Origin of the sequence: Trichocoleus sp. FACHB-46, from assembly GCF_014695385.1 — a bacterium.
Lineage (GTDB): Bacteria > Cyanobacteriota > Cyanobacteriia > FACHB-46 > FACHB-46 > Trichocoleus.
The window spans coordinates 122328-143040 of record NZ_JACJOD010000008.1 but is presented as its reverse complement, the minus strand read 5'-3'; the positions used below and the strand labels follow the sequence as shown (position 1 = coordinate 143040).

The window sequence follows — 20713 nt, the reverse complement described above, 5'->3', positions numbered from 1 at the left end:
TTAGCTCCCCCTGACTTCGGTGAGGGGGATTTTTGTTGTCAGGGGAAAAGAGCGATCGCCAACTTCGAAAAACTTTGATCAAAATTCCGTAAATTATCCCTTCTAAATAGAACCAGAAACCGCTAATCTCTCCAGGTTGAATCAGCGCAGTGCACTGGCTGATCGCTACCAACTTATTGAACTTCGTACCCCTCCTCAACCTGTGCGTAGTAATTTTGATGAACTGAATTCTCACTCCTTAGACCAGCAGGACAGAGGATTGAGCCGCGTTGCCAAACGTCTAGCCCAAAGTCTAGAAAGAGATACCTTGGTCCAAAAAACGACCGATGAGCTGAAACAGATGCTCCAAGCTGATCGCGTGGTCTTGTACTACTTTTATCAACGATGGAAAGGCCAAGTTACCTTCGAGTCCTTGAGCGCTGAGCAGTTGTCGATTTTGGGATCAACTGGCGCTGATGATTGCTTCAACGACGAGTATGCAGCTTTGTACTTAGATGGACGGGTTCGAGCGATCGCCGACATCGAGACAGAACCCATTCAAGAGTGCCACCGGGATTTTCTGCGGAGTCTCCAGGTGCGGGCCAATCTTGTTGTGCCTGTCCTTACCAGTAAAGGCTTGTGGGGCTTGCTGATCGCGCATCATTGCCAAGCGCCCCATCAGTGGTCTGCAGAAGAAATTAAACGGATGCAGCAAAGCGCCACTCGCTTAGCGACGGCTCCAGCCATTCGGGACACTTAGATGGGCAACGGTTCAGTCAACACTTAAACAAAATCAAGATATAGTTCTGCCCAACTGACCCAAGAACGAAGTATCGTTTTTGGAGGAGCCGTCCTGGTGATAGAAAGAGCTATGTCAGAATCCACGATTGAATCCATTCTTCAAGAAAAGCGCTTATTTCAGCCTGCGGCTGAGTTCTCTCAAAAAGCTCAGATCAAGAGTCTGGAAGACTACCAGCAACTCTACGATCGCGCCAAGGCTGACCCAGAAAAGTTTTGGGCCGAGCTAGCCGAACAAGAGTTGCACTGGTTTCAGAAGTGGGATCAAGTGCTGGATTGGCAGCCACCCTTTGCCAAGTGGTTTGTCGGTGGTAAGATCAACATCTCTTACAACTGCCTCGATCGCCACTTGACCACCTGGCGACGCAACAAAGCGGCTTTGATTTGGGAAGGAGAACCGGGAGATTCGCGGACGCTCACCTATGCCCAACTGCATCGTGAGGTGTGCCAGTTTGCTAATGCCTTGAAGCATTTGGGTGTGGAGAAGGGCGATCGTGTGGGCATCTACATGCCGATGATCCCGGAAGCTGCGATCGCGATGCTAGCTTGTGCGCGGATTGGGGCAGCGCATACGGTCGTGTTTGGCGGCTTTAGTGCTGAGGCGTTGCGCGATCGCTTGGTCGATGGTCAAGTCAAGGTCGTGGTCACAGCCGATGGTGGCTGGCGCAAAGACGCGATCGTGCCGCTGAAAACCCAAGTGGATAAAGCTTTAGCCGATGGTGCGGCTCCTAGTGTCGAGAATGTGCTGGTGGTACGGCGGACGGGACAAGAGATCCCCATGCAACTCGGCGGTCGGGATCATTGGTGGCACGAGTTGCAGCCGCAGATGTCGGCGGATTGTCCTGCTGAACCGATGGATAGCGAAGATTTGCTGTTTGTCCTCTACACCTCAGGTAGTACAGGCAAACCCAAAGGCGTGGTGCACACCACAGGTGGCTACAACCTCTACACCCACATGACAACCAAGTGGATCTTTGATCTGCAAGACACAGATGTGTATTGGTGTACCGCTGATGTAGGTTGGATTACGGGACACAGCTATATTGTCTACGGCCCACTTTCCAACGGTGCGACCACACTAATGTACGAAGGGGCACCCCGCGCCTCGAATCCTGGCTGCTTCTGGGATGTGATTCAAAAGCATGGGGTCAATGTTTTTTACACCGCACCTACGGCCATTCGCGCCTTTATCAAAATGGGCGAAGACATACCGAAAGCGCGAGATCTCTCCTCTCTACGCTTGTTAGGTACCGTAGGCGAACCCATCAACCCTGAAGCTTGGATGTGGTACCACCGTGTGATTGGTGGTGAGCGCTGCCCGATTGTGGATACTTGGTGGCAAACCGAAACTGGGGGCATTATGATTACGCCTCTACCGGGTGCGATCGCCACCAAACCAGGCTCAGCGACCCTGCCTTTCCCTGGCATCTTGGCTGATGTGGTGAATCTAGAAGGAGAATCCGTCGGCACCAACCAAGGCGGCTACTTGGCCGTACGGCATCCTTGGCCCGGAATGATGCGAACGGTGTATGGCGATCCCGATCGCTTCCGCAAAACCTACTGGGAGCACATTCCACCCAAAGATGGCAAATATATCTACTTTGCAGGCGATGGCGCCCGACGCGATGAAGATGGCTACTACTGGGTGATGGGTCGTGTGGATGATGTGATCAACGTAGCAGGGCACCGTCTAGGCACGATGGAAATTGAGTCGGCGTTGGTCTCGCACCCTGCCGTAGCTGAGGCTGCGGTGGTCGGCAAACCCGATGAACTCAAAGGGCAAGACATTGTGGCTTTCGTCACCCTAGAAGGGGGACACACGGGCAGTGATGCTCTGAAAGCAGAACTAAAGCAACACGTGGGCCAAGAAATCGGCGCGATCGCCCGTCCCGGAGATATTCGATTTGCCGATGCCCTCCCCAAGACGCGATCGGGCAAAATTATGCGCCGATTGCTGCGAGATCTCGCCAGTGGCAATGCCGTGTCCGGAGATACTTCCACTTTGGAAGATCGCAACGTCCTAGAGGCTCTCCGCGACGAAGGTTAACTAAACTAACCTCTCCCCAAACCCCTCTCCGACGCGGAAAAGAACTTTAGAATCTAGCTCCCTTCCCTACGAGGGAGGGGACTGGGGTTAGGTTCCTGCTTTAAACCCGCTGGGCAATTACGGCATAAAAGGGATCACCCCCTGCAACGCCAAGCATTTGCAGGAAACTGGGTACTTGCGCCCGCCGAGCGATCGCTTCAGGTGCAGAAAATCCAGGTGCAGATGTGAAGTAACGGTTGACCAGTTCTACTCGGTATTCCTCCGAGCTGTCTCGCCAAGCCTGAATCGCCTTTTGGTAGAACATACGATTCGAAAAACTAACGATCGCAATGCCTCCGGGCTTGAGAACACGATGAATCTCACTGAAGATCGCTTCGGGGTACTGCAAATACTGCACGGAAACGGTATTGAGCACTGCATCAAACGATTGGTCGGGTAGCGGTAGTTTCGGCTCCTGGTTGAGGTCTTGGGTAAAGTAGTGATTCAGGCGTGGATTGCGGGCTAACTCTTCCGCATTGAGTCCATGCCCCTCGACATGAGCAAATTCGATCCCATCTGGTAGATGGGAAACCCAACTGCTCATCAAGTCCAAGATGCGTGTCTGAGGCTTCAACCGTTCGCGATACAAATCAGTGAGCTGCTGGATGAATCCTTCGTCTACGTGAGTGACAAAACGAGGCAATCCATAAAATACTGTGTCTTCGGTGGGGTCTAGCTTGGTGCGATCGCTGGGTTGTAGGGGCATGATGTCAGCGGGAATAGTCTCTACTTCCCAAATTTTAATGAAGAAACTTAACGTGAGACGGTCGCTGACAAAACTTGCTCCGCCACTTGGATTTGAGCCGCACTAAATCCAGCTTCTTGGAGATAGCTCAGAAAGGCGCGATCGCCATAGTTTCCATTTAGCGCCAAGGCTTGCTCGTAAGCTTTGGTCGCTGCTGCGCGATCGCCGCCATCCCAGTTAATGATTGCCAATGCCACCCAAGGGTGAGAATTGTCTGGCTCCAAAGCAGCGGCTCGATGTGCGGCTAAGCTGGCCCAGCCATACTCTCGCAAACGGTGAGTCGCCAAGCTGAGGTTGTAGTAAGGAATTTCGTTATCAGGTTCTAGCCAAGCGGCCCAAGTGTGAGTGAGGACAGCAGAGTTCAAGTCACCCTGCACCAAATAGACGATGCCTAACGCATTCAACGCTGGAACTGACTGAGGATCGCGATACAGCACCTGAAACAGCGATTCCATTGCCGCAGTTTCTTGGCCTGCCAGATGTTGCGTCCATCCTAGGGTAATGCGTCCAGACAAATTGTTGGGTTCTAGTTCTACCGCTTGCTGAAGTGCGGCGATCGCTTCTGAATAACGTGCTTGGGTTCGATAAGCGAGACCTAGTTGACGATATTCGCTTGCCGATGGAGCGGCTGCTACTGATGTTGCTAACCACAAGCTACTGCTAATGACCAACCCAGAAATCAAACTATTTCGCACTATTACCAGCCACAACAATTAAGCAAGTTTTGATGATTTTGGGTCACAAAAACTAAGTAGAAGTAATTTTTTAGCACTTATATTTTAGTGACCTAACTAATGAGCCGCTGCTCCTCCGCCGTGAGTCCATAAAGGTCGTAGACGAATTGGTCGATTTGGCGTTCCAAAGTGTAGATACCCTCCTGCAAATTGTGGCGATATTCAGCAGCTTCGGCTGTGACTAACTGTTGCTGAAGAGATAACAAATGCTGCGCTAGCAAGACTAAATGTTGATTGGGTTGCGTGAATAGTGAGTCGTGAGCAAGGCAAATAGGCAACGATCGCAACTGTTGCGGCCCGATTCGCAAATAGCCTCCTTTGAGGCAGTCTCCCCCATATAAGTTGCGGTAGTAAAAGCTGATTAATTTGCTGTTTAACAGCGCTAAGAGGTAATGCAAATTCAGTGAGGTGAGGATAATCACAGTCGATTTTCCTGCTACGAAATCTCCTGCGACATCCACTACACATTCCAAAACTTGAGTCATGCTAGCCACAATAATTTTGGGTTGGCGAGCTTGCCGTTGTCGCTTGGACGGCAGGTGAGAGTGCTGCGTCGCTGGGATGATGGGATAGCGATAAGCATGGCCCAAATAGCGCAAGCACTTCTGCCCCCAGAGGTCGCAGTAACGGTCAATCGTGCCGCTGTTAATCAGCTTCAAATCGGTCGCTTGGGGGCAAGCTTCATCGGCAATCAAAGACTGCATGGCATAGGCTTCTCCTACGGTTGCGGCTCCCAAAACTTCTGCCACCGTTGAGAGGGGTGGAAACTGGGATTGCAAGCGATCGCACAACTCAGTTTGATGCAAACTAGAACCGAGCCGCCAAGGTTTGCCTGCGGGCATAAAGTAGCGCTGGTAATCCAACCATTGCTGAGTTGAACCAGCGATCGCACTATTAGCGGCTACTTCCATGCGTTCGTATTGCACCTGTGAAGTTAATTCCGGCAGTCGTTTGCAGGCCGTATAAACAATGGGATAAACCGCGACCGGGAAAATTGCCACCCTGGAATAGTCGCGAATGGTCAACAGTTGATTCTGCACGGTTAAAATTTGCCGAGCTTGGGCCGCGTATCTGGCAGAACCCAGTTTATTCGGCACAATCAAACTGGTTAAACCGTGGGGCTTGCAGAGGGCGATCGCCTGCTCAATAAATACGCAGAACAAGTCCCAATTGCCAGCAGCGGCTTGATAATGTTGCGTACAGTAATGCCGCCACTGGGGCAGGTGCTCGGTCATCCACTCCGAGCCAACATAGGGAGGGTTGCCAATCACCACATCAAACCCTCCTGCCTGCATCACCTCCGGAAACTCTTCTTGCCAGTTAAAAGCCTGGTTGGAGTTGATTGGAAATGATGCAGGGGAGCGATCGCCCAATTCCTCGCCAATTATGGCGTTGCCACACTTAAGGTTGTTCTCCAAGTCAATTAGAACTCTTGTTCCCCCCAAGTTTGGGGGGCTAGGGGGGCCAGCTATTTTCAATAAACACCGCCGAGCCTGCTCAACCGCTTGGGCATCAATATCCACCCCATAAATGTGCTCCCCGAGAATCCGCCACCGTTCTGCGATCGCCAGATTCCAAGTGCCATCACTGGCTTGTTGCAGTGGCAGTTCTGCGATCAGTGCTTCGCCTTGTATGTATGCCGTGATGTAGCGATCGCGGTACCAAGCCAACAAGTAAGCGTAAGCTCGCAACAAGAAAATGCCTTCACCGCAGGCTAGGTCGAGAATCCGGAGCTTGCCCAACAATTGTTGAGGCGTTTTAACCGCTAACAGCCGTCCAACTGTGTTTTCCACCATGTAATCCACTACTGCCGTGGGTGTGTAGCAAACCCCAATCGGCAGTGGTGATGCCCTAATGCTGTCCGGGAAAATAGAGTCAGAAGGAACTGGTGGGGGAGGTTTGCGGTTGAGCATGGTGGGCTGTTGCCTGCAAGGTTCGCCGACCGATTTCTTGGCTAATCGCGGTTAAAGATTCATTCAAGCCATTCCGAAACAAGTTGTAGAACAGTCCCTTCGGGGTGCCTGTACCAGGTTCAGCCGTAATGTCTTGCGTCAGCAAAACTTGAGTGACAGGAGCCCCTGGATAGGTAGCAACGGGATCAATTTGCCAATATCCTTGGAGCGTTTTCATATCTCCTTCGAGCAACCGAAAATCAATTCGTTTTTTTGCGGTCTCAATATTCTCAGTGCGGAAGCGCGATCGCCTACTGACCAGAAACACTTGACGCACATCCACTTGCTCCACCACTTTGCGGTTGCCCTGCGCCTCGATCAGACGACTAGAAACCACGTTGGGAAGAAATTTGGACAAATTGGTATAGTCGGTCAACACTGACCAAACTACATCTGGAGAGGCTTTGACCAGAACTTTAGCCACATAGCGACCGCGATCGCCTGTTACTACTACCTTGCCGCTGCGTAACGCCACTCGTTCTGCCACGGGCAGCCGCTCCAGGGGACTATTAAATAGCTCGGCCCTAGCTGCTAAGGGAGATGTAACAGTCAGCAACAGGGCCGTTGTCAGCCCGCCGAACCGCAGCAAAGTTTTAGTTCGTACAGATACCCACCGAGTACGAGCATTCGCTAAAACACGATTTGTAGAGAGGGCAGGCATAGAGCAGAAGGCAATTGGCAATTTGTCTTTGACCATAGCCTGTTAACCCGCTGAATGCCACCAGCACCCCGAAAGTCTTTAGCTTGCCGAATCCAGTGCTAAGCTCAGGGCCAACTGTAGTTCTGGTCGGGGTTTGGCATCCATCGGCAATAGTTCTGGTTCCGCTTGCACCCCTGGGCAATAGCGAGCATAGGTGCAGCGATCGCAGTGCCCGCCAGTTGTAGGTTCCCAGGCTGCATCTGTTCGCAAGCGTAGCGCTAAATCACCAATGGCAGATTCTACTCGTTGCTTATGTTCTGGAGTCACTTCAAAGCTAATGTTCTCGCCTGTGCGGAGATAAATTAAGCTCAAGCGGCGTAGGGTTTGCGGATAAGTTTGCTCTAAAGCCAAGTAGTACAGCCCAATTTGCAGATTCATCTCTGCTGGGTCTAACAGCTTAGTGTCTTTGTTGGATTTGTAGTCGATCAGTTCCAATCCATCCGCTAAATAATCGAGGCGATCGTAGCGTCCTGCCAAAGTAAATTCTAGATTTTCGACTTGGAGCGATCCTTGAATTTTGCCTTCCACAGCTACTGGACGCGCGATCGCAGTTTGGCTAGCCATAAAGCGCTCGTGATAGCGCTGCAACATCACCTGCCCATCTGTCACCTGAGTAGGGCTGAGTCCTTGAGTGTGCTGGCTCCAGCAGTATTCCACCCAATCGAGTCCGGGAATCGGGTCTTGATAGTGCCAATCGCGGTAGATCTGCGCTAAAGCCTCGTGTAGCGCTGTACCGAGAGACGCAGACCCAAAAAAAGCAGCCGTTTTAATCCCTCGTTCGTAGCGGAAATAGTAGGACTGGGCACAGCGATGGTAGGTTTGCAGCTTCGCAGCAGAAAGGTGGTAAGCCATGAATGACAGAAATGCGAGTGAGGATGGAGCGCCTACAGATGATTCTAGGAGGACTCCCCTGCCAGTTGCAGAATTCGTTGCCAATGTTCAGGCGAAACGGGCACCACTGAAAGCCGACTAATCCGCAATAGATCAAAGCCTTCAAAGCTGCTGTCTTGCTTAATTTGCGCCAAAGTCACAGGTTGCGGCAGCGATCGCACGGCTTTCACATCCACCACGGCTCGTTTCGGGTCAGCTAAGGCGGGGTCTGCATAAGGCTCACTCACCACCTCAGCAATGCCCGCTGCGCTGCGCTCGTCGCCTGTGTGGTAAATCAGCGCTAAGTCTCCCGGCTGCATGGTGCGGATGTGCTTCAACGCTAGATTATTGTTCACCCCATCCCAAATCGTGCGGCCATCTCGCTCCAAGTCTGCATAGCTATAAACTGGGGGTTCACTCTTCAACAACCAATAAGCCATCGCGATCGCTTTCCTCTGTTACCAAGTCTGTAAGTTTCTAAAAATGTAACCAATCAGACTTTGTACCACTGGGGATGACAGATTAGGAACATCAAAGCCATTTATTCCCCATACTTGCGATCGTGAGGAGAAACCATTTTATGTACCAAGCCCAGATGTCCCATCGCCCATCGCGCTCTTGGCCATCCCGTTCCTGGCAGCGCTGGACAGCCTTACCAATCGCCCTAGGAATACTGAGCCTCACTTTTGCCAATCCTGTTCTCGCTCAAGAGAGAGCCGCAGAGAGAATGCTAAGAACCCTTACCGTCACTGGCCGTGGCATCGAAACAATTCCTACCACCTTGACTCAAGTTGAGCTAGGCGTAGAAGTGCAAGGCAAAACCGCAGAAGCTGTGCAGCAGGAAGCCGCCAAGCGCTCTTCGGCAGTCGTGGCATTGCTCAAGGCACGCAATGTGGAGAAACTGCAAACTACAGGCATCACCCTCAACCCCAACTACAGTTACGAGAACAACACGCAACGCTTAGTCGGCTACATTGCTACCAATACCGTCAGCTTTCGGGTTGATACACAACGAGCAGGCACCATTATTGATGACGCAGTCAAAGCAGGAGCGACGCGAGTCAACGGTGTGAGTTTTGTGGCTCCAGACCCCGCGATCGCCGCTGCCCAAAAACAAGCGCTACGCGAAGCCACCCAGGATGCCCAACAGCAAGCCAACGCTGTTTTGGAAGCGCTCAACTTCACGGCCCAGGAAATCGTCAGTATCCAGGTCAACGGAGCCAGCACTCCCCCCCCTCGCCCCGTCATGGCCTTCTCTAAATTGCAGCGAGCTGAAATGGCTGATACGCCTGTAGTGGGTGGCGAGCAAGAAATTGATGCCAGCGTCACCCTAGAGATTCGGTATTAAGGGCACCTCTCGTGGGTGACTTCCTAGGGGCTTCTGAGCAGCTGCCCCAACATAAAAGGGCAGGTACAAGACCTGCCCCTACCCATCACAGTTACACACAATCAAAAGCTCAGGTGCAAGACTCTGGCAACTCCGCTAAAACTCGTCATCGCCGCCGTAATTGTTCATAGAACCAGCGTCATTGTCTCGCTTGGAACCTAGCAGTTCTAGGCGATCGACGCGAATTACAGGCTTAGAACGTGTTGCACCTGTATTGCGATCTTGCCAAGACTCAAACTTGAGCGCCCCGCTCACGCCGATCAAGCTGCCTTTACGCACATAGTCAGCCGCTACTTGTGCTGTTTTGCCCCACAACTCCAAATTGAACCAGTCTGGCTGGTCATTATTACGGGTCCGTCGGTCCACTGCTAGGGTCAAATTACAAACTACGCTACCCGATTCAAAAAATTTGACATCTGGATCTCCGCCTACCCGACCGACCAAAGTGACAACGTTAAGACTCATAGGATTATGATTACAACAGTTAGTACAAGCGTACCTATAGTATATCGAATGTTTTCTAGTCGCGATCGCCGCTTCATGGTTGATGACTGGTTTTGAGATCGCGCTCTTTCTAGTAGCTGAACAAGTGGTTCAAAAATTTTAGCGCTTTTACTAATCTTGAGCCTCATGAGCCTCAATTTATCACCCAATAAAGGTTGTAGATTTGTTAGTGAGAGCACAAATAGTCGTTAAGATAAAAGTTATCAAGATCAGATAAATTCAAAATTCATCCTGATTTCAGCCTCCACTCCTAGGAATGTGACTAAAGATTCGTCAAACTTAGCGTAATTAATGGGATTTACAGTTAACCTGAATCTAACTAGACTCAGGATAAAAAACGTAATAAAATCCACCTCGGCTACATTGTATTCAGGCGCAGCAGCATTTCGTTTAGGGGCGTAGAAACTAGTGGGTCTTTTCAGTCGTTTTTCCTTATCTCGGGACATGGGTATCGACCTCGGTACCGCGAACACACTAGTTTATGTATCAGGTAAAGGCATCGTTCTCCAAGAACCTTCGGTGGTGGCGATTGACCAAGATGACCGGATTCCTTTGGCGGTCGGAGAAGATGCCAAAAAAATGCTGGGACGGACCCCTGGGAATGTAGTTGCTCTGCGTCCCCTGCGGGATGGTGTGATTGCCGACTTCGACACCGCAGAACTGATGTTGAAGCATTTTATTCGGCGGGTGCATGAAGGCCGCACGCTGGTTTCACCCCGGATCGTCATTGGCATTCCTAGTGGGGTTACAGGGGTAGAACGTCGGGCGGTCATGGAAGCAGCTTCTCAAGCGGGTGCCCGTGAAGTTTACCTGATTGATGAGCCAGTTGCCGCCGCGATCGGAGCGGGACTGCCTGTGGCAGAACCTACCGGTAACATGATTATCGATATTGGTGGCGGCACCACTGAAGTCGCAGTTTTAAGCTTACAAGGAACAGTTCTGAGTGAATCTGTTCGAGTCGCGGGTGATGAGCTGAGTGAATCAATCACTCAGTACATGAAGAAAGTTCATAACTTGGTAATTGGGGAACGCACAGCGGAGGAAATTAAGATCCGCATCGGTTCCGCTTACCCCACCAACGAAGTTGATGAAGCCATGATGGAAGTTCGGGGTCTGCATTTACTCTCTGGATTGCCTCGCACCGTTACGATCAAGGGGCCAGAAATTCGCGAAAGTATGTCTGAGCCTCTATTAGTGATTGTTGAGGCTGTTAAGCGTACCTTAGAGCGCACTCCCCCTGAACTGGCAGCGGATATTATTGACCGCGGGATCATGTTGGCTGGAGGAGGTGCCCTATTAAAAGGCATTGATACCCTGATTAGTCACGAAACTGGCATTGTAGTTCACGTTGCTGCCGATCCCCTGAGCTGTGTTGTATTAGGCACAGGTCGGGTGTTAGAGAACTTCAAGCAGCTAGAACGAGTATTCAGCGGTCGCTCTCGCCATATGTAACAACATCAAATTGATGTGTTTCAGGGCTGGCGATCGCCTAAGTCCGGTGGCCTTAGACGATCGCGCACTTCCCTAGTTTGGAGAGCGGTATTGCTCTGCCTTAGTCTACTTGGGTCTCCTGGGATTGAGTTCTTCAGGCCCTAGACTCAATTTGAGCAACCCCCTAGGCCCAGCGTTGCCCTGCAAATCTTACGAGGCCCTTAAATCTGCTATCACTGCTGGGCGATCGCATTTGTTAGCCTTCCTTTGCCTTAAGCACTAACCTGCCTTCAGCCAAGGAAACCATTTCAGCAAGCTAAGGATTCCTAGAAAGTAAGTTCAAACCAAGATAGTTTAGATTGCATGTATACACTGCGTCGCTGGTGGGATCGATATGGCGTAAGAATGTTGCTGGTGGGTCTTACCCTCAGTACAGCTTGGGTAGTGCGAGAAACCCAGGGAGCGGCAATTCTAGAAGTTTATCAAGGTCTGACTCGCCCTTTCCAAGGCGCTCCGAACCCCGAAGAGCAAATTGCCAACGCGCGGGTTCTAGAACTCCAGCAGCGCTTAGTGGAGCTAGAAAGCCAAAATCAAAAGCTTCAAGATTTACTCGGTTATGCCTCTGCTACACCTCAAAAGGGAATTGCTGCTCCGGTAATTGGGCGTAGCGCCGACCATTGGTGGCAACAAGTTACCTTGGGTCGGGGTAGCAAAGATGGCCTACAGGTAGGTCATGTGGTCGCTGGGCCTGGAGGCTTGGTCGGGCGGATTGTCAGCAGCACTCCTCATACTAGTCGCGTTCTGCTCATTAGTGATCCCACTAGCCGAGTCGGCGTGGTTGTAAGTCGCAGCCGCTACACGGGTTTCATGCGAGGCCAAGCAGGTAACCGAGCAGTGATGGAATTCTTTGATAAAGTTCCAGATGTGCGGCGTGGCGATGTGATTTCTACTTCCACATTCAGTCAGCTTTTTCCATCCGGTATGCCAGTGGGGCGAGTTGAGTCAGTCAACCTGAATAAAAGCCCTGCGCCTGAAGCAGTGATTGAGCTATCTGCCCCTATCAGTTACTTGGAATGGGTAATCGTTTATCCTACCCAAGCCGAACTTCAAAATTCTACGCCCGCAACTCCAAAGTCGAATATCCCATGAGGAATGATTCCTTCAAAAACCTGCTGAAAGGTTCTGCTTATCATCGCTCGCTTTTAAATTGGACTGTAACAGTCGTCTCTGTGCTTTTATGCCTACTGGCTCTGCCTCTACGCTTTCCAGGTCTGGAACTAGCAGGCATTGGTCCTAATTGGCTGCTAATCTGGGTCGTGGCTTGGAGCGTTAAGCGGACTGTGTTTCAAGGAGCGATCGCTGGATTAGTCTTAGGGCTCCTGCAAGATGGTATGACGGCTCCTCATCCCACTCATGTTTTAAGTTTGATAGTAGTGGGTGTGTTAACGGCTCGTCTACAGAAGCAGCGATACATCGAAGAAGACTTTATCTCTGTGGCACTGATTGTTTTTGGTATGGCTGTCTTAGCAGAAACTGTGATTGCCATTCAATTTAGTCTGCAAAAGTTTGATGGCGCATCGGTTCAAGCCATGCGGACACTGGCCGAAATCTGGACATACCACCAGCGCACTGCTTTGAGTTCAGCAATTTTGAGTAGTCTTTGGGCTCCCGTCGTTTACTTCCCTCTCAACCGCTGGTGGGAGCATATGGGTCTGCTAGAACAACCTTAAACCTACAATTCTCAGCTTGTATGATTTCAGGCTTGGACTAGATGGTAGCAAGTTACGACATGCTGCACTGCAGATACGAGATCGCTGAGGATACAGGTGGGTTGCAATCGCTCTACATAACGTCTGCTGCGAATCCCACAAGTCAAGGCGATCGTGGGAATCTTTAACGCTTGTCCAGCCAAAATATCGGCCTCGGTATCTCCAATCATCCAGGATGACTGAGCCAAGTCACCGCGCAACCCTTGCTCCAGCGCAGCTTTAACTAACAACTGAGTTTTGTAGTCAGCGTAGTTTTGGTAAGCCGCTTGGTCGTTATCAGCGCCATAAATACCGCTAAACAAATCTGCCAAACCATATTCTTGCAAGATCTGAGTCGCTTGCTGTTGGCATCGTAGCGTCACTAAAACCAGCCTAATACCTTTTGTATGCAGTAATTTGAGTGCCCAGCGCACTCCCGGCTGCAGCCGATCCTTTTGAAGCAGGGTCGGCTGATTTACGATTTGGCCAACTCGCTGTAAAAACACATCAATTTGTGATTGCTGAACGAGTCCAGAGCGCATTGCGATCTCTACATCTGGCACGCGATCTTGTTTCATCTGCCAGAACTGTTCTTTACTGAGTAGCTGAATGGGTAAGGTAGTTCCTTGAGCTTGGTAAGTCGCTTGAGTGTCGGCGAGTCCTAGTTGATAGGTACTGTAGTAGCGCTCTGAAACATCAATAATGGGACCATCAAAGTCGCAAAATACTGTCAGCCCTGATGAAGATGGAACGGAAAGCCCTGTTTGACTCCGATATAACTCGTAGAGATGCAAACTTGCGGGTACAACACCTGTCATAAAGGTTACCTGAGGGCTACAAGCCGATACACTTCTTCACTTTAGTTGATTAAAACATAAGTTGTCATGCCTTTTAGGCTGCTTCTGCTATCAAAAAATTTTATACATCGAATAACAAGACAACGAAAGGTTAGCAAAATTAACCTTCGTCTATTTTTGTTGATACGCGCAATTATTTTGTATCCTACTATACTTTTCGTCAATGAGCTGAGTTTTCAATTTAGGGCGATCGCGTTTCCTATCAGCTCAGGTATAGCTTTTCGACCTTAATCACCTTGTTATCTACTAAATAATTCAGGTACCTCAAGCTAAAACCATAAGCCCAATCAACAAAACTTCCTCAGCTATTTAGCCAAGGAAGTATGCCATCAAAATAGAGTTAGTCAAGTAGGTGCTGTGTGGCCCTATGTAGTTACGCAGATTAATCCAGTCTATTGAACAGCGGGTACGAGAGGCAGATCAGACGCTTGTTCTAGATTACTCATATTATCTAAGTTCACCTTACCCTGCGTCAGGAAACGGAATGTCTCCTGGTAAAGACTTTGCCAGAAACGATTACTCATATTCTGGCTTACCTCAGTAGGGTCCACCATTGGGTGAGGCACTAAGTCTTGAGCTGGGTATAGGTAAGAGTAATGCCCTTGGTGATTACCACCGATTTCCTGAAAGAAAGTTTGGTTCGTCTCCACATCAGCCGCATCCTCGTTCTCAGTCAGCACTAAGAAGGTGGGGATATTTTGTAAGGTACGAGTTTGCTTGGAGTTCAGGACAAAGGAGCTGCCAAAGCGATCGGCTGCCGTTAGCGCTCCCACAGGGAATTGCAGATTAGGGTCCCAACCTAGTTCTTTGATATCCAGCGGACCTGCCATATTCACATACTGCCGATGTTCTTCTCCATCAACTTTGAGGAGAGGAGCATAAGCCACAACGCGATCGATGCGATCGGGACGAGTCGCAGCAAGACCTAGAGCGACAGCACCCCCAACTGACAAACCCACCGTATAAACTGGGCCTGGGAGCGCATCCAATTCAGCCAATCGAGCTTTTGCTTCGCTCAGGTAATCGAGGTGAGAGGAGATAAAGTAGCGCTCAAAGTCAGGATCATCTGGCCGAGTAATAGCTTGCATAATATCTAGCAGGCGAGGCTCAATGGCTAGCAGCCTTGCTAGTAAAGCGATACGTTGGGTTGCACTGGGGCGGCGATCGCTGGGGTTAGCCGATAGATTAGCAAAATAGTTTTGTAAAACGGGGTCTTGCTGAACTTTCCGGCGTAAAGGCTCGGCAAGCTCAGGCTTGAGATCAACTTGGGGCCAATATTTGTTGGGCAGTGCAAAGGCGTGACCCGCTAGGGTTGCTTGATAAACATTGAACCCATTCCGGAATAAGTAATCAGCCAAGCGCCACATTTGATGGGGTTTTGCACTGAAACCATGAAACATCAGGATAGTGCCATGAACAGTTTGCCCAGGTTCATGAAAGAGGTAGTAGGGGTAGGCACCTGAACGACGATCTGGGTTGGCATCAATAGTGGCAATGTAAGCGGCGATCGCTTGCTTCGTTTGGGCTAGTTGTTCAGCAGTGGGGGTGGTACTGGTCTGTAAAGCGGGATTCATAAGGGTGATCCTAGAGGGTAGAACAGGGTCATTGACTAAGCCTTGTTTAAGGCTCAAACATAGACCTTTACACCGAGACAAAAGCTTGAGTGGTCAGGATAGCGTTGTTGAATACCACATAACTCTATTGAGTCATTCCGCATCTAATATTCTTTATAAAAAACTTTTCCAGTGACTGGGGCGGTCTAGTTAGGCATCTAGTTAGACGATCGATCTTGGCGATTTATGGGGCAATCTTATGGAGCCATTTATAGGGGCGATCGCGGCTTCTGTTACAAATTCTTCTACTTGCAAATTCTCCCACCCACTTTTAAACCCAAGCACTAGAATCGATCTACTGACGTGCTGCTCGCATGTAGCACTGTTTCTATTCAGGCAAGCTTGAAACTTGGCTCTGACAGAGCCCCCTCTTTATGAAACGGTCAATTCAATGCCCATCGTGTCTGACACCCCTGGGTACTCTCAACTATGACAGCATTCCTCAGTTGAGATGCACCTCCTGCCAACGCAAATATGGTGTGGTTTACGGCAAGCTCTCTCAACGGAGTTCTATGCGAGAGGTGCTGCTTTACCTCACTGCTAAGCTGCCTAGGTTCTATAAACGGCACTATGAATTCCGCATTATTACGCCAAGCAGAAGTCTTCAAGTCTTGAAGTTTTCCGTTCCAGGAGCAGAGGATGGGATTCCGGTGCGTCGTGGCGATATGATTTCGCTGCTGTATACCACCCAAGGCTATGTCTTGAAAAAGTTAATCGCAATTACCAACCATACGACAGGTAGCGATTATCTTTTACCTTCACCTGTACCCAGCCCTGGTTATTTAGTGGCCACTCGTGGCACCGTCTCCGCCACTGTGTTTTTGTCTTTGCTGTTGACTGGGGCCAATATCTTCCTGCTATCAATGCTGAGTGCAGCTAGTCTTTTACTCTACGCGAAGCTTGCTCATACAGCTCAGCTCACAAGTCCTCCGCTGCAAATGAATGTGCAGGAGGAGTCACGCTTACTCGCCGATCAGAAACTCCTTACTCAGAAATACAGCTTAGAGCAGCGTTTGGGCGAACTAAAGCATGAGTCTGCTGCGAACCAGGCGCTGATCAGCCAACTGGACTCGCTCAAACGTAAAATGTTGCAGTTTGATGACAAGCTTTATGCCAACCGGATTCGTCGCACTACGAGTGCTGTAGGCATCTTGAGTAAGCAGATGAGTAATAACCAACGGCTGGTTAGTGAGTACTCACGCATGATCAAGATGATTGAGATTGAAGTGGAGACGGCGCAAATTGCCGACCAGCTCCCCGACGCCGAGAACTTTACTAAAACGATTTTGCGTAAGTTAGCAGAACTGAAGCACGTCGAAGAATACAACCAAAACTTAAGATTTCAGCTAGAAGCCAATGAAGAAGTTAGACGGATGCAAGCTTAAGCTGTGACTGACTCAGATAAGTCACGCCATAGGCCACAACTAACTGCGTGAGGCAAATGCACCCTAAATTTAGATCAAAGTCGTTTCAAAGGCAGCTTGATTATCAAAAATTGGAAAAACTTTGTCGAGCTGAGTCAGCTCAAAAATGATGCGGACCGAAGGTGAAATTGAGCATAGAACTAGCTGACGGCCCAAACGCTGGGCAAAGCTAAGCGCTCCAACCAACACCATTAGTCCAGAACTATCTAGAGAATCTACTTGAGCCATGTCCACTAATATGTCCTGTGCGGGGGTCGAAGCAACTTTATGCTTCAACTGGTTCTGCAAATCAGTGGCATTGATTCCATTGAGATGACCAGAAACTTGAAAAACTTCAAATTGGGGGCGGGAAGGTGCGTATTGCATCATAAACCCTAAGTGCAGGGGAAATTGCTTAGATGCTCCCAACCATAAACGCTATGGGCTTTAGAGTAGCTAGATATAACCAGCGGTTTACCTAATCTTTAGGTTACTAGCTCGAATGGTTTAACTCCTCTTCGTACTATCTCTCACTCGTTTTAAGGAATCGAGCTGGTACTAAAAAAATTCGAACCCCTGGCAAGGAGTCCGAACTTTTAGATTTAATCCAGTTTTAGAAGACGCTTAAACAAAGAGGTGAAGCAGTAGACACACTAGAACCAAACATCCCCCTGTTAGGTAAAACCGTGACACAATTTGGTTTTCTGACCAACCGGAGAGCTCTAGATGGTGATGGAGAGGGGCCATTTTGAATAGGCGCTTGCCGACTCCGTCAGGGCCTTTAGTCGCCTTGAAATAGCTGACTTGCGCGATTACTGATAGGGTTTCCGCTAGGAAGAGGCCCCCGAGAATTAGCAATGCCCACAGAGTATTGGTGATTAGAGCGATCGCAGCTAAGGCTCCCCCTAAGGCCAAGGAACCCGTGTCTCCCATGAAGACGCGAGCGGGGTTCCGGTTATGCATTAAGAAGCCCAGACAGCCACCACTGAGGCAACCACAAAACAGCATTAATTCAGGATGAGTCGGTGCAACCAAAGCACCTAACCCTAAGAGAGCGATCGCTCCGGTGCCGCCTGCCAGGCCATCAAGACCATCGGTGAGGTTGGTGGCATTACTCTCCGACACCAACACAAACCAAGCCAAGGGCCAAAACAGCAATCCTAAAGGCAGTGCCAGTCCAAAGGGGAGAGCCACCGTGGTAATGCTTTCGCCTTGAGTCAGCATCAGCCAAAGACAGAATAGCCCGCCAAACATGACTTGCAGGGCGAGCTTCATTCGGGGCGAGATGCCTTTATTGGACTTGCGGCGTAATACTTGCCAGTCGTCTAGCCAACCGATGAAACCGTAGCCGAGTGTCAGGGCTGAGACTGCTACTACATTGGCATTAAATCCAGACCAGAGCAGCGCGATCGCTACCGCCGCAGGCACAAAGAAAATGCCACCCATCGTTGGGGTGCCTGCTTTCTTTAAGTGGCCTTGGGGTCCGTCTTCCCGAATAAATTGCCCGGTTTTCAGCGCCCGGAGCAAGGGTACAGCCCAGTAACCTAATGCGGCGGTTACTAGGCCACAAATCCACAATGGCAAAGTCAACGAAAGCCCTTGCCAGAGGGGGCGGTTGGCAAACCAATCTAGCGCTGAGGCGGCAAAGCTTAGTCCTGTCCACAGCGCTAGCAGCAGCATCGTCCCAGTCAGCTTGATGGATCGGTCAGAAAATAGTTTTGCGTCCACTGGATTGTCATCTCACTTCACACCACACATGCCAAAGATTTCGAGCTGATCTTTGGAAATTCAGGACAAAATTTTACCCATTTGGGCGATTGCCAAACTTAGAGCGATACCAACTCGCTCTATTCATCGAGATCGAGGGCATCGTCGTCATCGTCATCGGTGTCATAGGTGCCATCATCAACCGCCATAAGCTCGGCGATTTCTTCCTCATTATCGGAGTAGTCGAAATCTTGACTATCGCGAGCCAACAGACGACCATTTGCCTCCAGCCAGTCTAAAATTGAAGACTCTTGCTGTAATGGAATGATGGGAGCGCGTTCGCTACGAGCGTGCTGCCGCAAAGAAGGGTTGTACATGCTAAGGTTCGGCCTAGAGTAGCTACTTTTTTATTCTGACGAACGGAGATGCCCAGAGTCTACCACCGAGTGGTGAATTTCGTGAAGACATCTCTAGCGGATATTTGGGTTGAAGTCAAGAAAGGCCTCAAAAGATTTGTAAAGTTGCTCTAACACTTATCAAGTTGCTGTAACACGATCAAGATCAGACCAGCTAGTAGAGGTCAGCTCCGATGTTAGGCAAGGCAGAGTTATTAGAAGCGATCGCAGGGAAGAATCGAGGTTTGCTCGCCACAGAGCGCGATCAACTGGCTATATTAGCAGCGATCGCTCAATTGGAAGACCGCAATCCTACCCCACGGCCGACGGAAGCCAGTGATCTTTTAGACGGTAATTGGCGTTTACTCTACACAACCAGTCGTGGTCTACTCAATATTGATCAATTTCCTTTGCTGAAGTTGGGGCAGATTTACCAATACATTCGGGCTGCCGAAGCCAAGATCTATAACTTAGCGGAAGTGCATGGCTTGCCCTACTTAGAAGGCTTGGTCAGTGTTGCGGCCCGCTTCCAAGCAGTTTCAGAGCGACGGGTTGAGGTAAAGTTTGAGCGCTCTGTGTTGGGGTTACAGCGGCTGCTTGGCTATCAGTGGCCATCTCAATTTGTGCAACGGCTGGAGTCTGGGGAAAAATTCTTCGCGATCGACTTTAGTATTGCCGACCGCGATCAGAAAGGCTGGCTAGATATTACTTATCTCGATGCCGACTTACGCATCGGGCGGGGCAATGAAGGCAGCGTTTTCGTCTTGACCAAAGTGCGAGAGTAATCATGCAGAGCCATTGGGAGACTAACTTCGATGTTGCTAATAATGTTGTGAGTAACATTGCCAGTAACGCTGCGGTCAATGGGGCGATCGCTGACAGCGCCGAGCCTAGGTTGCGGCTGTCTCAGGGGCAATTGAACCTGCTAGAGAGTTGTCCCCGGAAGTTTCAACATATTTATCTAGAGCAACTTGGCTCACCCTCCACCCCAGAACAACAAGCCCATCAGGCATGGGGCAGCCGCTTCCACTTATTGATGCAGCAACGGGAACTGGGACTACCCATCGACGCCCTCATGGCAGAAGATGCTCAGATGCAGCACTGTGTCAGTACCTTGCTAGCCGCAGTTCCAGAAATTGTCGGGCTGGCTACTCCTTCAGATGCTACTTGGCGACAAAGCGAGCACCGTCGGACTTGCAGTGTACAAGGCTATCCAATCACGGTGATTTATGACTTGGTCATGTTGGAGGAGCAACAAGCCAGAATTCTAGACTGGAAAACTTACCCTCGTCCGCCGCAGCAAAATTGGCTGGCGCACAATTGGCAAACTCGTCTATATCCATTTGTGCTGGCAGAAACTAGTGCCTATTTACCAGAACAAATTTCTTTGACTTACTGGTTCGTGCAAGCTCAGGATGACCCAACGAAGGCTCCGTTACCCCAAAGCCTCACCTTCCCCTACAGTTCCACCTGGCATGAGCAGACACGGCAAGAGTTGACGCAACTGCTACAGCAACTCACAGACTGGCTTGAACAATATCAGCAGGGTGAACCGTTTCCCCAAGTGAACATAGCCATAGAACGCTGTGACGATTGCCAGTTTTCGGGCCGCTGTCAGCGTCACTCTAGTGATTTAGCAGTCGCTCCGGTAGCAGATTGGTTAGTAAACCTCGATCGCATTGATGAAGTGATGCTCTGAAGCGACAAATATCAACAATATCGCCGCCATGCAGCAATACTGCACTCCCACTCCGGTTTCTACGACTAGCGGAATAGATGGGTAATCGTTAGACTGGCTTCATAC

At 50.1% G+C, this 20713-nt stretch carries 21 protein-coding genes; 9 read left to right on the top strand and 12 right to left on the bottom strand.

Going from position 1 to position 20713, the window contains the following annotated elements:
• Positions 1-136 precede the first annotated feature (136 nt).
• On the top strand, positions 137-739 hold the full coding sequence (locus H6F72_RS05415; RefSeq protein WP_242016798.1) for a GAF domain-containing protein: 603 nt from the start codon (positions 137-139) through the stop codon (positions 737-739).
• 111 nt (positions 740-850) lie between these two features.
• Complete coding sequence (acs, locus tag H6F72_RS05410) at positions 851-2824, top strand: acetate--CoA ligase (protein WP_190432531.1); 1974 nt, start codon at positions 851-853, stop codon at positions 2822-2824.
• A gap of 100 nt (positions 2825-2924) precedes the next feature.
• Here acs and H6F72_RS05405 read toward each other — a convergent pair whose 3' ends face one another.
• The 6 genes from H6F72_RS05405 to H6F72_RS05380 all read right to left on the bottom strand — a co-directional run bounded on the left by H6F72_RS05405 (position 2925) and on the right by H6F72_RS05380 (position 8304).
• Positions 2925-3569: a class I SAM-dependent methyltransferase gene (locus H6F72_RS05405; RefSeq protein WP_190432530.1), complete on the bottom strand. Its 645-nt coding sequence runs from the start codon at positions 3567-3569 to the stop codon at positions 2925-2927.
• 47 nt (positions 3570-3616) lie between these two features.
• A complete protein-coding gene (locus tag H6F72_RS05400; RefSeq protein WP_348252168.1) occupies positions 3617-4303 on the bottom strand; it encodes a tetratricopeptide repeat protein in 687 nt (228 codons plus the stop codon).
• Positions 4304-4395: 92 nt separating this feature from the next.
• Positions 4396-6255 carry a TaqI-like C-terminal specificity domain-containing protein gene (locus H6F72_RS05395; protein ID WP_190432528.1) on the bottom strand — a complete coding sequence of 620 codons (1860 nt, stop codon included), beginning with the start codon at positions 6253-6255 and terminating at the stop codon, positions 4396-4398.
• The gene (locus H6F72_RS05390; protein WP_242016797.1) at positions 6218-6991 is read right to left on the bottom strand and encodes an SRPBCC family protein; all 774 of its coding nucleotides are present in this window, start codon (positions 6989-6991) and stop codon (positions 6218-6220) included. The genes H6F72_RS05395 and H6F72_RS05390 overlap by 38 nt, the downstream gene beginning before the upstream one ends.
• A gap of 42 nt (positions 6992-7033) precedes the next feature.
• Positions 7034-7846, bottom strand: a complete 813-nt coding sequence (locus H6F72_RS05385) for a PD-(D/E)XK nuclease family protein (RefSeq protein ID WP_190432527.1) — start codon at positions 7844-7846, stop codon at positions 7034-7036.
• Between the two features lie 44 nt (positions 7847-7890).
• Positions 7891-8304 (bottom strand): EVE domain-containing protein, encoded by a 414-nt coding sequence (locus H6F72_RS05380; protein WP_190432526.1) that lies wholly within the window; start codon positions 8302-8304, stop codon positions 7891-7893.
• A 140-nt stretch (positions 8305-8444) separates the two neighbouring features.
• Between H6F72_RS05380 and H6F72_RS05375 the strand changes: the two genes are divergently transcribed.
• Positions 8445-9212: an SIMPL domain-containing protein gene (locus H6F72_RS05375; RefSeq protein ID WP_242016796.1), complete on the top strand. Its 768-nt coding sequence runs from the start codon at positions 8445-8447 to the stop codon at positions 9210-9212.
• Between the two features lie 135 nt (positions 9213-9347).
• Here the strand turns inward: H6F72_RS05375 and H6F72_RS05370 are convergent, their stop codons facing one another.
• Positions 9348-9716 carry a single-stranded DNA-binding protein gene (locus H6F72_RS05370; protein ID WP_190432524.1) on the bottom strand — a complete coding sequence of 123 codons (369 nt, stop codon included), beginning with the start codon at positions 9714-9716 and terminating at the stop codon, positions 9348-9350.
• Between the two features lie 483 nt (positions 9717-10199).
• On the opposite strand from H6F72_RS05370, the gene H6F72_RS05365 reads away from it, so the two are divergent.
• From H6F72_RS05365 to mreD, 3 genes are all read left to right on the top strand, one after another.
• Entirely contained in the window at positions 10200-11207 is a 1008-nt protein-coding gene (locus H6F72_RS05365) for a rod shape-determining protein (protein WP_190432522.1), read from the top strand.
• Positions 11208-11549: 342 nt separating this feature from the next.
• Positions 11550-12335, top strand: coding sequence for a rod shape-determining protein MreC (mreC, locus tag H6F72_RS05360; RefSeq protein WP_190432520.1), 786 nt, complete (start codon positions 11550-11552; stop codon positions 12333-12335).
• Positions 12332-12916 carry a rod shape-determining protein MreD gene (gene mreD / locus H6F72_RS05355; protein ID WP_190432518.1) on the top strand — a complete coding sequence of 195 codons (585 nt, stop codon included), beginning with the start codon at positions 12332-12334 and terminating at the stop codon, positions 12914-12916. Before mreC ends, mreD begins: the two co-directional genes overlap by 4 nt.
• Positions 12917-12942: 26 nt before the next feature.
• Here mreD and H6F72_RS05350 read toward each other — a convergent pair whose 3' ends face one another.
• Positions 12943-13752, bottom strand: coding sequence for an HAD family hydrolase (locus tag H6F72_RS05350; protein ID WP_190432517.1), 810 nt, complete (start codon positions 13750-13752; stop codon positions 12943-12945).
• Positions 13753-14183: 431 nt separating this feature from the next.
• Complete coding sequence (locus H6F72_RS05345) at positions 14184-15365, bottom strand: carboxylesterase (RefSeq protein ID WP_190432515.1); 1182 nt, start codon at positions 15363-15365, stop codon at positions 14184-14186.
• 413 nt (positions 15366-15778) lie between these two features.
• On the opposite strand from H6F72_RS05345, the gene H6F72_RS05340 reads away from it, so the two are divergent.
• Positions 15779-16789 (top strand): hypothetical protein, encoded by a 1011-nt coding sequence (locus H6F72_RS05340; protein WP_190432514.1) that lies wholly within the window; start codon positions 15779-15781, stop codon positions 16787-16789.
• Positions 16790-16858: 69 nt separating this feature from the next.
• Here the strand turns inward: H6F72_RS05340 and H6F72_RS05335 are convergent, their stop codons facing one another.
• The 3 genes from H6F72_RS05335 to H6F72_RS05325 form a co-directional block, all read right to left on the bottom strand.
• Entirely contained in the window at positions 16859-17197 is a 339-nt protein-coding gene (locus tag H6F72_RS05335; RefSeq protein ID WP_242016795.1) for an STAS domain-containing protein, read from the bottom strand.
• A 234-nt stretch (positions 17198-17431) separates the two neighbouring features.
• Positions 17432-18535, bottom strand: coding sequence for a phospho-N-acetylmuramoyl-pentapeptide-transferase (gene mraY / locus H6F72_RS05330; RefSeq protein WP_190432512.1), 1104 nt, complete (start codon positions 18533-18535; stop codon positions 17432-17434).
• A 119-nt stretch (positions 18536-18654) separates the two neighbouring features.
• On the bottom strand, positions 18655-18891 hold the full coding sequence (locus H6F72_RS05325) for a DUF3134 domain-containing protein (protein ID WP_190432510.1): 237 nt from the start codon (positions 18889-18891) through the stop codon (positions 18655-18657).
• 212 nt (positions 18892-19103) lie between these two features.
• On the opposite strand from H6F72_RS05325, the gene H6F72_RS05320 reads away from it, so the two are divergent.
• Together H6F72_RS05320 and H6F72_RS05315 are read left to right on the top strand one after the other, a co-directional pair.
• The gene (locus tag H6F72_RS05320) at positions 19104-19694 is read left to right on the top strand and encodes a PAP/fibrillin family protein (protein ID WP_190432508.1); all 591 of its coding nucleotides are present in this window, start codon (positions 19104-19106) and stop codon (positions 19692-19694) included.
• A gap of 2 nt (positions 19695-19696) precedes the next feature.
• Positions 19697-20608 carry a PD-(D/E)XK nuclease family protein gene (locus H6F72_RS05315; RefSeq protein WP_190432506.1) on the top strand — a complete coding sequence of 304 codons (912 nt, stop codon included), beginning with the start codon at positions 19697-19699 and terminating at the stop codon, positions 20606-20608.
• The last annotated feature ends 105 nt before the right edge of the window (positions 20609-20713 follow it).